At 67.8% G+C, this 14,742-nt stretch carries 14 protein-coding genes; 11 read left to right on the top strand and 3 right to left on the bottom strand.

The window, feature by feature from the left end; translation table 11 throughout:
- Positions 1–19: 19 nt before the first annotated feature.
- The gene (gene glpK, locus L2U69_RS00895; RefSeq protein WP_236104463.1) at positions 20–1,522 is read right to left on the bottom strand and encodes a glycerol kinase GlpK; all 1,503 of its coding nucleotides are present in this window, start codon (positions 1,520–1,522) and stop codon (positions 20–22) included.
- 119 nt (positions 1,523–1,641) lie between these two features.
- On the opposite strand from glpK, the gene moaA reads away from it, so the two are divergent.
- The 4 genes from moaA to L2U69_RS00875 are packed head-to-tail and all read left to right on the top strand — an operon-like array spanning position 1,642 to position 5,148.
- On the top strand, positions 1,642–2,676 hold the full coding sequence (gene moaA, locus L2U69_RS00890) for a GTP 3',8-cyclase MoaA (protein ID WP_236105726.1): 1,035 nt from the start codon (positions 1,642–1,644) through the stop codon (positions 2,674–2,676).
- A gap of 25 nt (positions 2,677–2,701) precedes the next feature.
- Positions 2,702–3,481 carry an NAD kinase gene (locus L2U69_RS00885; protein WP_236104462.1) on the top strand — a complete coding sequence of 260 codons (780 nt, stop codon included), beginning with the start codon at positions 2,702–2,704 and terminating at the stop codon, positions 3,479–3,481.
- A 13-nt stretch (positions 3,482–3,494) separates the two neighbouring features.
- Positions 3,495–4,235, top strand: coding sequence for a sulfotransferase (locus L2U69_RS00880; protein ID WP_236104461.1), 741 nt, complete (start codon positions 3,495–3,497; stop codon positions 4,233–4,235).
- A 1-nt stretch (position 4,236) separates the two neighbouring features.
- Positions 4,237–5,148, top strand: a complete 912-nt coding sequence (locus L2U69_RS00875; protein WP_236104460.1) for an aminotransferase class IV — start codon at positions 4,237–4,239, stop codon at positions 5,146–5,148.
- A 266-nt stretch (positions 5,149–5,414) separates the two neighbouring features.
- Here L2U69_RS00875 and L2U69_RS00870 read toward each other — a convergent pair whose 3' ends face one another.
- Positions 5,415–7,025: a GMC family oxidoreductase gene (locus L2U69_RS00870; RefSeq protein ID WP_236104459.1), complete on the bottom strand. Its 1,611-nt coding sequence runs from the start codon at positions 7,023–7,025 to the stop codon at positions 5,415–5,417.
- 121 nt (positions 7,026–7,146) lie between these two features.
- On the opposite strand from L2U69_RS00870, the gene L2U69_RS00865 reads away from it, so the two are divergent.
- From L2U69_RS00865 to L2U69_RS00855, 3 genes are read left to right on the top strand one after another with little or no spacing between them, the layout of a single operon-like run.
- Positions 7,147–7,476, top strand: coding sequence for a DUF2834 domain-containing protein (locus L2U69_RS00865; RefSeq protein WP_236104458.1), 330 nt, complete (start codon positions 7,147–7,149; stop codon positions 7,474–7,476).
- 44 nt (positions 7,477–7,520) lie between these two features.
- The gene (locus L2U69_RS00860) at positions 7,521–8,006 is read left to right on the top strand and encodes an EF-hand domain-containing protein (RefSeq protein WP_236104457.1); all 486 of its coding nucleotides are present in this window, start codon (positions 7,521–7,523) and stop codon (positions 8,004–8,006) included.
- The gene (locus L2U69_RS00855; protein ID WP_236104456.1) at positions 8,003–8,386 is read left to right on the top strand and encodes a hypothetical protein; all 384 of its coding nucleotides are present in this window, start codon (positions 8,003–8,005) and stop codon (positions 8,384–8,386) included. The genes L2U69_RS00860 and L2U69_RS00855 overlap by 4 nt, the downstream gene beginning before the upstream one ends.
- Before the next feature lie 74 nt (positions 8,387–8,460).
- Here the strand turns inward: L2U69_RS00855 and L2U69_RS19215 are convergent, their stop codons facing one another.
- Positions 8,461–9,186: a cold-shock protein gene (locus L2U69_RS19215; RefSeq protein ID WP_329605353.1), complete on the bottom strand. Its 726-nt coding sequence runs from the start codon at positions 9,184–9,186 to the stop codon at positions 8,461–8,463.
- Positions 9,187–9,476: 290 nt separating this feature from the next.
- Between L2U69_RS19215 and L2U69_RS00840 the strand changes: the two genes are divergently transcribed.
- From L2U69_RS00840 to L2U69_RS00825, 4 genes are read left to right on the top strand one after another with little or no spacing between them, the layout of a single operon-like run.
- Complete coding sequence (locus L2U69_RS00840; RefSeq protein WP_236104455.1) at positions 9,477–10,046, top strand: helix-turn-helix transcriptional regulator; 570 nt, start codon at positions 9,477–9,479, stop codon at positions 10,044–10,046.
- Positions 10,039–11,139, top strand: coding sequence for an efflux RND transporter periplasmic adaptor subunit (locus L2U69_RS00835; RefSeq protein WP_236104454.1), 1,101 nt, complete (start codon positions 10,039–10,041; stop codon positions 11,137–11,139). The genes L2U69_RS00840 and L2U69_RS00835 overlap by 8 nt, the downstream gene beginning before the upstream one ends.
- Positions 11,136–14,354, top strand: coding sequence for an efflux RND transporter permease subunit (locus L2U69_RS00830; RefSeq protein ID WP_236104453.1), 3,219 nt, complete (start codon positions 11,136–11,138; stop codon positions 14,352–14,354). Before L2U69_RS00835 ends, L2U69_RS00830 begins: the two co-directional genes overlap by 4 nt.
- A complete protein-coding gene (locus L2U69_RS00825) occupies positions 14,351–14,740 on the top strand; it encodes a glyoxalase superfamily protein (RefSeq protein WP_236104452.1) in 390 nt (129 codons plus the stop codon). The genes L2U69_RS00830 and L2U69_RS00825 overlap by 4 nt, the downstream gene beginning before the upstream one ends.
- The last annotated feature ends 2 nt before the right edge of the window (positions 14,741–14,742 follow it).

The following is a 14,742-nucleotide window of genomic DNA, read 5'->3' as shown; positions in this document are numbered from 1 at the left end:
TGTGCGCCGCAACAACAGGTCAATCCGCCGTCAGGACGCGCCCCACCGCCCGGCGCCAGCCTTCGAGACGGGCGCCCCGCTCATCGGCGCCGAGGCGCGGCTCGAAACGCCGTTCGAGGCGCCAGGCGCGGGCGATGGCATCGGTCGAGCCGTAGATCCCGGCGCCGAGCCCGGCGAGAAAGGCGGCGCCCAGGGCCGTCGTCTCGGTCACCGCCGGCCGTTCCACGGGGATGCCCAGCATGTCGGCCAGGAACTGCATGGCCCAGTCGTTCACCACCATGCCGCCGTCGACGCGGAGCGCATTCGGTCCGGCGCGGCCTTCCGCCGCCATGTCCTTGCCGATCGCCTCGATCAGATCGTGGGTCTGGAAGGCGACGGATTCGAGGGCGGCGCGCACGATCTCGGCGATGCCGGTATCCCGCGTCAGGCCCAGAATCGCGCCCCTGGCCCCGGCATCCCAATGGGGCGCGCCGAGACCGGTGAAGGCGGGCACCATGTAGACGCTGGAATTGGGCCTGGCGCTCCGTGCCAGAGCCTCGGTCTCGGCGGCGCCCTTGAACAGCCTCAGCCCGTCGCGCAGCCATTGGATGGCGGCGCCGGCGACGAAGATCGAACCTTCGAGGGCATAGGTGGAACGCCCGCCATGGCGCAGCGCGATGGTCGACAGCAGGCGGTGACGCGACGGGATCACGCCTTCGCCGGTATTGATCAGGACGAAGCAGCCGGTGCCATAGGTCGCCTTGATGTCGCCGGGCGATAGACACGCCTGGCCGGCCGCCGCCGCCTGCTGATCGCCCGCGACACCCCAGATCGGGATCGAGGCACCGAACAGATCCGCCTCGGTCCGGCCGAAGTCGCCCGCCGAATCGAGCACCTCCGGCAACACGTTGGCGGGCACGCCGAGAAGGTCGAGCAGGTCCGGATCCCAGCACTGGCGGTTGATGTCGAACAGCATGGTGCGGGCGGCATTGGTGACGTCGGTGACATGAGCCCGGCCGCCGGTCAGGCGCCAGATCAGGAAACTGTCGATGGTGCCGAAGGCGATCTCGCCCCGCGCCGCCATGCGCCTGCCCTCGGGCACATGGTTCAGGATCCAGGCGAGCTTGGTCCCGGAGAAATAGGGATCGACGACGAGACCGGTGCGTTCGGCGACCAGGGCCTCCGCCCCCTTGGCGCGAAGCGCGGCGCAGGTCTCGGCGGTGCGCCGGTCCTGCCAGACGATGGCTTTGTAGAGCGGCTGGCCGGTCTTGCGGTCCCAGACCAACGTGGTTTCGCGCTGATTGGTGATGCCGATGGCGGCGACGTCGCGGGCCGAGAGCCCGGCTTCCGCCAGAACCTCGCGCACGGTGGCGAGGACGGCCTGCCAGATCTCGTCCCCATCATGTTCCACCCAGCCTTCGGCCGGATAGATCTGGCGGAGTTCGCGCCGCGCCTCGAAGGCGGGCACGCCCGCTTCGGTGAACAGGATCGCGCGCGTCGACGTCGTGCCCTGGTCGATCGCCAATATGTGCCGTGCGGTCATCGTCCCTCCCCTTTGGCGCGATGGTTGGGGCATCGCCGGGCAAAGGTCAAGCAAGGGGCGGATCTGGCATGAGGCGGCCGGCGATGGCGGGCGGCGGCGTTCCATGCCATATAGAGGCCATGGACGGCACCGTGAACCAGGCCCCTCGCGCCGCTTCGGCCCCATTGATCGATCCCTTCGCGCGGCGGATCACCTATCTGCGCGTCTCGGTCACCGATCGCTGCGACTTCCGCTGCCAATACTGCATGGCGGAGGCGATGACCTTCCTGCCGAAGTCCGACCTGCTGACGCTGGAGGAATTGGACCGCCTGTGTTCCGCCTTCGTCGCGCGCGGCGTGCGGCGCCTGCGCCTGACCGGGGGCGAGCCCCTGCTGCGCCGGGGCGTGATGGGTCTGGTGCGGAACCTCGGCCGCCACCTGCGGACCGGCGACCTGGACGAATTGACGCTCACCACCAACGGCAGCCAGTTGGCGCGCTTCGCCGATGATCTGGCATCGGCCGGCGTCAGGCGCGTCAACGTCTCCCTCGATACCCTCGATCCCGACCGTTTCCGCGCCGTCACGCGGCGGGGCGAACTGGCGCCGGTGCTGGACGGCATCCGCGCGGCGCAGGCCGCCGGCATCGCGGTGAAGATCAACACGGTCGCCCTGCGCGGCGTCAACGAGGACGAGATCCCCCGCCTGATCGAATGGGCCCATGGCGAAGGCATGGACATCACCTTCATCGAGACCATGCCCATGGGCGACATCGACGGCGACCGGACGGAACATTACCTGCCCCTGACCGAGGTCGAGCGGCGCATCGCCACGCGCTGGACCGTCGCCCCCTCCGGCCATCGCACGGGCGGGCCGGCGCGCTACGTCCATGTCGCGGAAACGGGCCGGCGCGTCGGTTTCATCACGCCGCTGACCCACAACTTCTGTGAATCCTGCAATCGCGTTCGCCTGACCTGCACCGGCACTCTTTACATGTGCCTCGGACAGGAAGACTCTGCCGATCTTCGCGCGGTCCTGCGCAGCGGGGCAAACGATGCGGCATTGGCGAAGGCCATCGATGCCGCCATCGCCCGGAAGCCCAGGGGCCACGACTTCGTCATCGACCGCTTGGGCGCGCCGCCGGCCCTCGCCCGTCACATGAGCACCACCGGCGGCTGAGTCCATCCCGCCCGATCCGATCATCATGGCCCGCGACCGTATCACCTTCGTCGCTTCCGACACGCTGGAAGCCCAGGCCGCCCTGCAGCGCCTGCGCCACCGTTATGGCGAGGCCGGCGCCAATGCCGACGTCATCGTGGCGCTGGGCGGCGACGGGCTCATGCTCTCGACCCTGCACAGGGTCATGGAGGAAGATCTGGGCAAGGGGCACCTGCCGATCTACGGCATGAACCAGGGCACCCTCGGCTTCCTGATGAACCCCTATGCCGAGGACGATCTGCTGTTGCGCCTGTCGGTCGCGGAGAGTTCGAGCCTGCATCCGCTGCGCATGAAGGCGCGTACCCGCAGCGGCCGCATCCACGAGGCGCTGGCCATCAACGAAGTCTCCCTGTTCCGCGAGACCCATCAGGCGGCCAAGCTGCGCATCTTCGTCGACAACCGCATGCGTCTCGATTCGCTGACCTGCGACGGGCTGCTGCTGGCGACACCGGCGGGCAGCACGGCCTATAATCTCTCGGCCCATGGCCCGATCCTGCCCTTGAACGCGGGCGTGCTGGCGCTGACCCCGATCTCCGCCTTCCGGCCCCGGCGCTGGCGCGGCGCCCTGCTGCACCACGAGGCGGTGGTGCGGGTCGAGGCCCAGGGCGGCGACAAGCGCCCCGTCTCCGCCGTCGCCGACAATGCCGAGGTGCGCGACGTCGCCGAGGTCGAGATCGAGGAAGACCGCGAGATCACCCTGAAGCTGCTGTTCGATCCGGGCGGCGCCCTCGGCGAACGCATCCTCATGGAACAATTCGCGCCATGACGGCCCCCCTGTCATGACCGAGGCGGTGCTGCGCCTCGCCATGTGGTCGGGCCCGCGCAACATCTCGACCGCCATGATGCGCGCCTTCGAGAACCGGACCGACACCACGGTCGTGGACGAGCCTCTCTACGGCTTCTATCTGGCCGCGACCGGCGCCGATCATCCGGGCCGCGAGACGATCGTCGCCGCCATGGACTGCGACTGGCGATCGGTGATGGCGGGCCTGACCGCGGGCCCGATCGCCAGGGGCGCGATCCACTACCAGAAGCACATGAGCCATCATCTGCTGCCGCAGGTGGACCGTGGCGTCCTCGACCGCCTGAACCATTGCTTCCTGATCCGCGATCCGGTGGAAGTGATCGCCTCCTATCTCGAGAAGCGGGAGACGGTGACGCTGGCCGACATCGGCATCGTCGAACAGGCGGAGATCTTCGAGCGCGCCGCCGACCGCCTCGGCCATGCGCCCCCGGTGATCGAAGGGCGCGACGTCCAGGCCGCTCCCGAAGCCATGCTCCGCGCGCTCTGCGCCGCCGTCGGCATTCCCTTCGATCCCGCCATGCTGTCCTGGCCGAAGGGCCGGCGCGACACGGACGGGATCTGGGCCGATCATTGGTATGGTGCCGTCGAGGCCACGACCGGCTTCAGCCCGCCCGGGCCGGCCAAGCCGCCGCCGCCCGGCTTCGAGGCCCTGATCGAGACCGCCCGCCCCCATTACGAGCGCCTGCGCGCCCATCGCCTGACCGGAGCAGCCTGACATGTCCATCGGCAGCCAGTCCTACGCCGACGATCCCCGCAACGAGAGCGTGCTGATCTATCTGAACGGCGCCCTGGTGCCGCGCGCCGAGGCCAAGGTCTCGGTCTTCGACGCGGGCTTCGTGCTGGGCGACGGCGTCTGGGAGGGCTTTCGCCTGATCCGGGGCCGGATCGCCTTCATGGACCGCCACCTCGACCGTCTCTTCGCCGGCGCCCGGGCGATCGGGCTCGACATCGGGCGCAGCCGGATCGAACTGGCGGCGGCGCTCTACGAGACCGTGGTCGCCAACAACATGGCCGACGGCGTCCATATCCGCCTGATGGTCACACGCGGCCTGAAGAAGACACCGAACCAGGACCCGCGCATGACCGTCGGCCCCGCGACCCTGGTCATCGTCGCCGAATGGAAGGAACCCTCGGCGGCGCTGTTCGAGCGCGGTCTGCATCTCGCGTCGGTGCCGATCCGCTGTTCGCCGGCCGACATGTTCGACATGCGCCTGAACAGCCATTCGCGCCTCAATCTGATCATCGCGCTCAATCACGCCATCAAGGCGGGGGCCGACGAAGCCCTGATGCTGGACCCCCATGGTTTCGTCTCGTCGTGCAACGCGACCAATTTCTTCATGGTCAAGGGTGGGCGCGTGCTGACCTCGACCGGCGACTATTGCTTCAACGGCATCACCCGCGCCCATGTGATCGAACTGGCGCAGAAGAACAACCTGCGCATCGAGACGCGGAACTTCGCGCTGTCCGACGTCGCCAATGCCGACGAAGCCTTCGTCACCGGCACCTTCGGCGGCATCACCCCCGCCACCATGCTGGACGGCCGCCCCATCGGCAACGGCCGCCCCGGCCCGGTGACCGAGGCGCTGAGCACCTTCTACCGCCGCCTGCGCGACGCCGAGGGGGCGTAAACGCCTCCTCACTTCCGCGTCATCAATTCAGCGTCCTCACTTCAGCGTCCTCACTTCAGCGTCCTCACTTCAGCGTCCTCACTTCTGCGTCATCCCGGCGAAGGCCGGGATCTTTCGATGTAAGGGCGCCTTCTCGTCACGAGATCCCGGCCTTCGCCGGGATGACGCGTGTGGGGGATGACGCGCGTGGAGGATGACGCGCGTGGGGGATGACGCGTGTGGGGGATGACTCGTGTGGGGGATGACGCGCGTGGGGGGATGGGCTGTCAGGCCGCCGCCGCCATTACCGGCGCGGCGCGGCCGAGGATCATGTCCGATGCCTTCTCGGCGATCATGATCACCGGGGCATTGGTGTTGCCCGAGATCACATTGGGCATGATCGAGGCATCGACCACGCGCAGGCCCTCCAGTCCATGGACCGCCAGTTCTGGCGAGACGACGGCCATTGGGTCGGTGCCCATGCGCGCCGTGCCCACCGGGTGGTAGGCGGTTTCCGCCTTGGCGCGGATGTAGCGGCGGATCGCCTCCCGGCTGGAGCAGTCGGGGCCGGGGCGCACTTCCTTGCCGCGATAGCCGTCGAAGGCGCGGGCGGCGAAAATCTCGCGGCCGATCAGGATGCTTTCGACCATCACCTCCAGATCCTCGGGCGCCTCGAGGTAACGCGGCTGGATCAGGGGATGGGCCAGGGGATCGTCGGACTTCAGGCCGATGTAACCGCGCGATGCCGGGCGCACCGGATAGAAATCAAGCTGCGAGCCCTTGCCGCCGAGATGCTGGCGGCCATGGTCGATGGCGAGGCTGGACAGGAAGAAGCCCTGAAGATCCGGCGCCTCCAGCCCCGGGCGGGACGAGGCATAGACCCCGGATTCGAAACCGTGGCTGGCCCCCGCGCCCCTTCGGGTTAAGGCATATTTGGCGAGCGTCGAGAGCTGGCCCCAGGGGGTGAGCAATTCGTCGTAGGAGACGCCGGCCGGACAGTCGTAATAGAGCCCGATGCCCAGATGATCCTGCAGGTTCTGGCCGACACCCGGCAGGTCCAGCACCACCGGAATGCCGTGATGGCGCAACGCGTCGCCCGGCCCGACGCCCGAAAGCAGCAGGAGTTGAGGCGTGTTCACGGCACCGCCCGCCAGGATCACTTCGCGGGCGGCGGAAATCACTTCGCGCTTTCGCCCGCGCGCGATCTCCACCCCCTTGGCGCGGTGGCCATCGAACAGGATCCGCGTCGCCTGTGCCCTGGTGATGACGGTCAGATTGCGCCGGCCCTCGGAGGCGCCGAGGAAGGCGCGCGCCGTCGACCAGCGCCGATTGTCCTTGCAGGTGCGCTGATAGGTGCCGACGCCGAACAGATGCTCACCATCGTTGAAATCGGCCGTGCGCGGCAGGCCCGCCTCCTCCCCCGCGCGAAGGAAGACGTCCACCAGGGGATTGGGCTCGGCGAAATCCTGCACGTTCAGGGGACCGCCCTGACCATGGACGGCACCGGCGCCGCGCTCGTTGTGTTCGGAGCGCATGAAATAGGGCAGCACCTCGTCCCACGACCAGCCCCGGCAGCCGGACTGGGCCCAGGTATCGTAATCGGAGCGGTGTCCCCGGATATAGACCATGCCGTTGATGGCGGAGGAGCCGCCCAGCACCCTTCCGCGCGGCCAGAACAGACGACGCCTATCGAGATGGTCCTGCGGTTCGGTCTCGAAATGCCAATTGACCGCCTTGCCGCCGACCAGGGCGCGCATGCCCGTCGGCATGTGGATCAGGGGGTTCCAGTCCCGCCCGCCGGCTTCGAGCAGCGCCACCTTCACGGTGGGATCCGCGGACAGGCGATGGGCCAGCACACAGCCCGCCGACCCCGCGCCGACGATCACGTAATCGAACATTCCGACCTCCCCTTGGCGCCACTTCGGGCGTTCTTATCGTTATGGGTGTTTGTGATTTTTGTTCATATTGTGCCCAAGCCCGCAGGCTTCGGCAACATGGGGCAATGGAGAGGGGAGAGAAATGAGCGATTCCGCCTATCGGGCCCTGCTGATCGTGCTCGGCCTCGGCTTCGCGGCCGCCTTCGCGGCGATCTGCATACCGCCGCTGATCGAGAATCCGGACGTCATCGGCGCCCTGGGCCAGGGCTTCGTGAATCCCTATTCCAGCGGCTATTCCCTGGACGTCCTGACCTGCTATGCCGTGCTCGCGGTCTGGATCCTCCGGGAACGGCAGTCGGCGGGTGTGCGCCACGGCTGGATCGCCCTCGTCCTCGGCGCGGTGCCGGGGGTGGCGACGGGCTTTGCCTTCTATCTGCTGCTGCGTTTCGCCCAGCTCCCGCGCGGGCGCTGAGGGCGGGGCTTGACCGGGCGCAACGGCGGCCCGATGGTCGGACCATGAGACGGTTTCGCCCCTGCCTGCTGGCCCTCGCGCTGTCGAGCGCGCTGCCTTTCCCCGGCGCCCATGCCGAGGGGACGGCGGCGGGCGGTGCAGCGGCCGCCAATGTCCCGATCGGGCTGCGGCTCCTCTTCGTCGCCGTCGACCGCAACGCCGACGGCAGGATCGAAAGCGGCGAAGCCGATCTCTTCCTGGACAATCTCTTCGCCCAGGCCGACTCGGACGGCGACGCGCGCCTGTCGCTCGGCGAAGTGGTCGGCCTTCAGGCCCGTTTCGCGCCGGGCGAGGACGCGGGCCGCCGGGTGCGGGCCCAGTTCCGCCGGCTGGACGCCGACCGCGATGGCTTCATCGACGGGCGCGAGGTGAACACGGCCGCCGTCGGCCATTTCGCCTTTCTCGACGCCGATCACGACGGTGCCATCACCCTGGCCGATCTGGCGGGCCGCGACCTGGTGGCACCGGGCGGTCTGGCGGCCAATCCGTGACGCGCCGCCGCCTGCTTCGGCCCCTGCCGATCCTGCTCGCCCTCTGCCTGGCCTTCGCGGTCGCCGTCGTCGTCATGGCCGGGCCCCATGTGAGCTGGGCGCGGCTGCCGGCGCGGGCATCGGTGCTGCCGGCCTATTCGACGATCTATCTGGTGCCGGCCCAGGTGGGCGGGATCGACATTCTGTTCGGCCCCATCGCCCTGCCCGCCCCGAAGAGCGACGCCGACTGGCAGCGCCTCGAAGCCGAGACCGCGACGGCGCTTGCGCTGCGGAACGGCGCGGCGGCGGCTTTCGTCGGCGCCGTCGCCCTGGCGCCCGCGCTTCTGCTCGGCCTCGTTGCCGGCCTGCTGCGCCTGCGGCGACATCGTTCCAGAACCTGAAACGCAAACCAGGACCCGAAACGCAAAGGGCCGGACGGTCGCCCGTCCGGCCCTGAAGCGTCGGATGCGAAAGGTCAGATCGTGGCGATCCAGGTCGCCTCGCGGCCCTTCTGCGCGGTCTGCACGGTCATCTTCACGCGCTGCTGGGACTGCAGTTCCATCAGGCCGCAGCGGCGCAGCACGCTCTTGTGGATGAAGACGTCCTTGCCGCCGTCGTCGGCAACGATGAAGCCGAAGCCGGATTCCGGCTTGAACCACTTCACGGTGCCGCTCACGGTCTCCGCGTCGGAGGCGGGCTCGGCCACCGGGGCCTGGGAGAAGCCGCCGCGGTCACCGCCGCCACCGAAGGACGAACGCTCGCGGAAGCCGCCGCGATCGCCGCCGAAACCACCACGGTCGCGATCGCCGAAGCCGCCGCGCTCGCGGCCACCGAAGCCGCCACGATCGCCGAAACCACCGCGGTCGCCGAAAGGCGCGCGATGCGGCGGGGCGGAGCCGGGTTCGACACCGACCACCTCGATCAGGCGCTGGACCTGCGGGCCACGGGGCCCTTCGCCGATGTCAACGGTGAGTTCCGCGCCATCGGGCAGATCGCCATAACCGGCGGAGCTGAGCACGGAGACATGAAGAAAAGCGTCAGGGGAACCGTCGAGCGGGGCAACGAAGCCGAAGCCCTTCATGCTGTTGAACCACTTGACACGCGCTTTGACGTTGTTCGGCACTGGATCAGACCTTGAGAGGCGCGTCGACCGTTCCAGGCGACGCAAAACTTTAGCGAATGCTCCCCGACGCATGGTCATGGGCACGGCACCGTGCCGCCCTCACCCCTTGCTCGAGGAAGCGTGTAAACGATAGGCGCCGTCCGCCCCATATTCAAATCAAATTTGGGGCGACTGGTCGGATCGGACTGCTCATGTCTTGGCCGGAAATAAGGCTTTGTCGCCCAATTCCGATATGCAAATCGGGAATGAGCATATCGCATGCCGCGCATAAGACAAGCAACACGGGGGCCTTCGGCCGTTGACAGTCTGTCATTCCACCGGCATATATCGGCCCGTCATATATCAAGCCGATATAGATATCCGGGATCATGGACATCAAGACCGTCTGTGCCGGCCTCCTCACCTTCGGCGAGGCGAGCGGCTATGAAATCAAGAAGCTGTTCGAGGACGGCACCTTCAGCGGTGTCTACGACGCCTCCTTCGGCTCCATCTATCCGGCCCTGACCAGACTGGCCGAGGAAGGCCACGTGCTGTGCCGGGCCGAGGAGCAGCAGGGCCGGCCGGACAAGAAGGTCTATTCCCTGACGCCGAAGGGCCGGGCTCATTTCATCGCCGAACTGTCGCGCGGCATCCAGCCCGACAAGGTTCGATCCGAATTCGCCATCGCGACCATCTTCGCCCATCTGTTGCCCCGCGCCGTGATCGCCGCCTATATCGACCAGCAGATCGAGGAACATCGCGCCGCCCTCGCCCGCCTCGACCTCGCCGAATGCGACCCGAGCAGCGCGATGACCAATCTGCGCTTCGCCATCGGCTTCGGGCGCGTGCAGTTGAACGCCGCCATCGACTATCTGGAAAGCCACCGGGGGATGCTCGAGGCATCCGCCGTGCCGCCCGACGACGAGGCGGTTGCCGTATCGGGAGTGAAACATGCGTAAGTCCTATCTCATCGCCGGCGGCATGGCCGCCGCCATGGCGCTCTGGATCGCCAGCGGCGCCGTCTTCGGCGGGGCCGAGGGCGAGGAGAGCGCCAAGGCCACTGACACGTCGACCCACGAGGAAGCGCCCCTGCCCCAGGTTCGCGTGCGCACCTCCAAGGCCGAGACCTATGTGGGCACCGTCACGCTCCGCGGCCGGACCGAGGCCCTGCGCAGCGTCGAGGCGCGGGCGGAGGTATCCGGCGCTGTCGACGAGATCCTGGTCCAGCGCGGCGCCGCCGTGCGCGAAGGCGACGTGATCTGCCGTCTTTCGGTGCGCGACCGCGAGGCCGCGCTGACGGAAGCCAGGGCCGAGTTGCGCCAGCGCGAGATCGAATACAATGCCGCCGCCAAGCTGAAGGGGGCGGGCTATGGCACCGCCAATCGCCTGGCCGAGGCCCAGGCCCTGCTGGATGCCGCGCGCGCCAAGGTGACGCGCATGACCCTCGACCTCAGCAATACCGAGATCAAGGCCCCCTTCGACGGCGTGGTCGAGGAGACGACGGCCGAAATCGGAACGGTCCTCAATCCCGGCCCCGGCGGCGGGCCCCAGGGCTGCGCCCTGATCGTGGACACCTCGACCATCCTGGTAACGGGCCAGGTGGCGGAGCGCGAGATCGCCGACATCACCGAAGGCGCCAGCGCCACCGCCCGCCTGATCACCGGCCAGAAGGTGACCGGCAAGGTCCGCTTCATCGCCAGCAAGGCTGATCCCGACACCCGCACTTTCCGGGTCGAGATCGAGGTCGACAATCCGGACGGCGCGCTTCGCGCCGGCGTCACCACCGAGGCCGAGATCCCGACCTCGCCGGTCGCCGCCCACCATATTTCGCCCGCGATCCTCAATCTCGACAGCAAGGGCACCATCGGCCTGAAGACGGTCGACGCCGGAAACGTCATCGCCTTCGTCCCGGTGGCGATCATCGGCGCCGACGATGATGGCGTCTGGCTGACCGGTCTCCCCGAGAAGGCGGACGTCGTCACCGTCGGCCAGGACTATGTCCTGCCCGGCCAGAAGGTCGAGGTCAGCCGCGAAGAGGATGCCGCCTCGTGACCGCGCTGATCGACTGGTGCCTGCGCTACCCGCGCACGATCCTCAGCTTCCTCGTCCTGCTGGCCGTCGCCGGCATCTCGACCTATGCGACGATCCCGCGCGAGGCGCAGCCGGACGTCGAGATCCCCTATGTCTACGTCAACATGATCCACGAGGGCATCTCGCCCGAGGACGGCGAGCGCCTGCTGCTCAAGCCCATGGAGAAGGAGCTGCGCGCCATCGAGGGCATCAAGAAGATGAAGTCCGAGGCCGGCGAAGGCTATGCCTATGTCCTCCTCGAATTCGATGCCGGCTTCGATGCCGACAAGGCGATGGCGGATGTGCGCGAGAAGGTCGATCTGGCCAAGCCCAAGCTGCCGGACGACACGGAGGAGCCGATCGTCACCCAGGTCTCGATCTCGCTCTTTCCGGTCCTCCTGGTCTCCCTTTCGGGCGACGTGCCGGAGCGCACGCTGCTGTCCATCGCACGCCGCCTGGAAGACGCCTTCGAAGCCCTGCCCGAGGTATTGTCGGCCGATATCACCGGACGGCGCGACGAATTGCTGGAGATCGTGGTCGATCCCCTGAAGCTCGAATCCTATCGGATCAGCCAGGCCGATCTGCTGAACCTCGTCGCCGTCAACAACCGCCTCGTCGCCGCCGGCGCGCTGGACACCGGGTCCGGGCGCTTCTCGGTCAAGGTGCCGGGGCTGTTCGAGACGGCGGAGGACGTGCTCTCCCTGCCGGTCAAGGTCTCGGGCGACGGCGTCGTCACGCTGCGCGACATCACCGAGATCCGCCGCACCTTCAAGGACCCCGAGACCTTCGCCCGGGTGAACGGCAAGCCGTCCCTGACCATCGAGGTCAAGAAGCGCGCCGGGCGCAACATCATCGCGACCGTCGAGAAGGTGAAGGCGATCGTCGACTACGCCCGCGCCGAACTGCCGCCCACGGTGCGGATCGACTATGCCCAGGACGCCTCGAAAGAGATCCGCAACATGCTGGTCGATCTCGAGAATTCGGTGCTGATCGCGGTCTTCCTGGTCATGGTGGTCGTCGTCGGCTCACTGGGCCTGCGCGCCGCCGGGCTCGTCTCGCTGACCATTCCGGGCTCCTTCCTGCTCGGCCTCGTGCTGCTGTCGTCCATGGGCGTCACCCTGAACATGCTGGTCATGTTCTCCATGATCCTGGTGGTCGGCATGGTGGTCGACGGCGGCGTGATCGTGGTCGAATACGCCGACCGCCGCATGATCGAGGGCATGGATCGCCGCAAGGCCTATGCCACGGCGGCGAAGCGGATGGCATGGCCGGTGATCACCACCACCACCACCACCGCCATCGTCTTCGTGCCGCTGCTGTTCTGGCCCGGCGTCACCGGGCGCTTCATGTCCTATATCCCGATGACGCTGATCGTCACCCTGATGGGCTCGATCCTGATCGCGCTGATGTTCATTCCCGTGCTCGGTGCCACCTTCGGCAAGCCCGGCACGACCGACGAAGCGACCGAGAATTTCATCGCCGTCACCGAACGGGGCGACGTGCGCACCCTGCCCGGCTTCACCGGCTGGTATTCAAGAACCCTGGAACGCGCGCTGCGCCATCCCGGCATGATCCTGCTCGGCTGCGTCGGCGTGCTGGTCGCCCTGCAGATCGCCTATGGCATGCAGGGCAAGGGCGTGCAGTTCTTCCCCGACGTGGAGCCCGACCGCGCCATCGTCCTCGTCCATGCCAGGGGCAATCTCTCGATCGACGAGCGCGACGCCCTGATGCGCGACGTCGAGCGCGAAGTCCTCGACGTCGAGGGGATCGAGATCGCCAACACCACCGTGGGCGAGCCGCCCAAGGGGGCGGAAGCGGCACCCGACACCATCGGCAACATCACCGTCGAATTCCTGCACTGGACCCAGCGCCGTCCGGCGGCCCAGATCCTGGGCGAGATCCGCGAGCGCGCGGGCCGGATCGCCGGCATCCATGTCGAAACCCGCCTGCCCGACGTCGGCCCGCCGGTGGGCAAGGCGGTGCAGGTCGAATTGGCCACCAGCGATCCCGACGCCCTGCCCGAGGTGGCGGACCGGATCAGCGCCTATCTGCAGACCGTCGACGGCCTGATCGACCTCGAGGACAGCCGTCCCCTGCCCGGCATCGACTGGGTGCTGCGGGTCGACCGGGCCCAGGCCGGGCGCTTCGGCGCCGACATCACCTCGGTCGGCAATGCCGTGCAGCTCGTCACCAACGGCGTGAAGATCGGCGAATACCGGCCCGACGACGCGGACGAGGAGATCGACATCCGCGTGCGCTTCCCCGAGAGCATGCGCAATCTCGACGCCTTCGATCAGTTGCGGCTGGAGACGCGCCTCGGCCAGGTGCCGATCTCGAGCTTCGTCGAGCGCGTGGCGGAGCCGACCACCGGCAAGCTGAAGCATGTGGACGCCAAGCGCGTCATCACGCTCCAGGCCAATACCGCGCCCGGCGTGCTGCCCGACGACAAGGTGCGGGAGATCAAGGCCTGGATGGACACGCAGGATTTCGATCCCCGTGTCCAGATCATCTTCCGCGGCCAGGACGAGGAGACGGCGGCGGCCGGGGAATTCCTGGGCAAGGCGTTCTTCGTCGGCCTGTTCCTGATGGGCATCATCCTGGTCACCCAGTTCAACAGCTTCTATTCCACCTTCGTCATCCTGTCGGCGGTGCTGCTGTCCACGATTGGCGTCTTCGCCGGGCTGCTGATCACCGGGCAGTTGTTCTCGATGGTGATGACCGGCATCGGCGTCATCTCGCTGGCGGGCGTCGTCGTCGCCCACAACGTGGTGCTGATCGACACCTACAAGGAACTCCGCGACGGCGGCATGGAACCCTATGAGGCGATCCTGCGCACCGGCGCCCAGCGCATGCGCCCGGTGCTGCTGACCACCGTCACCACCATCGTCGGCATCCTGCCCATGGCGCTGGGCCTCACCATCGACGTCATCGGGCGCGAAGTGACCCTGGGCGCGCCGTCGGCCCAATGGTGGATCCAGCTCGCGACCGCCGTCGCCTTCGGCCTCGCCTTCGCGACGGTGCTGACCCTGGTGGTGACGCCCTGCCTGCTGGCCCTGCCGCTGCGCCTGCGCGAGACGGTGCGCCGTTTCAAGCGCCAACCTGCGACGCCGGACATGGGGCTCGGCACAGCGCCCGCCGGCCTCGTGACGGCGCGAAGCGCCGATACCGAAGGCCAGCGCCCCGGCACGGCGACATGAGTACGGGAGATTCAGGGGCCGAAGTCAGCTTCGGCCCCGCCATCCCCATCGTCCGCATCTTCGATGTCGCCAAGGCGCGTGAATTCTATCTCGATTTCCTGGGCTTCAAGGTCGATTGGGAACATCGCTTCGGCGATGATTTCCCGCTCTATATGCAGGTCTCGCGCGGTGGCCTGAAGCTGCATCTCTCGGAACATGCGGGCGATGCCACGCCGGGCGGCAATATGTGCGTCGCCGTCACCGGCATCGCCGCCTTCCAGGCCGAACTGGCGGCGAAGAACTACCGCTACATGAAGCCCGGTCTGGAAGACATGGGCGGCCGCATCGAGATGCAGGTCACCGATCCCTTCGGCAACCGCATCCGTTTCATGGAATTCGGCGGCTGAGC

This window comes from Zavarzinia marina (genome assembly GCF_021568905.1).
Taxonomy (GTDB): Bacteria; Pseudomonadota; Alphaproteobacteria; order Zavarziniales; family Zavarziniaceae; genus Zavarzinia; species Zavarzinia marina.
Note: the sequence above shows the minus strand (reverse complement) of the source record. Positions and strands in the feature narration are given on the sequence as shown.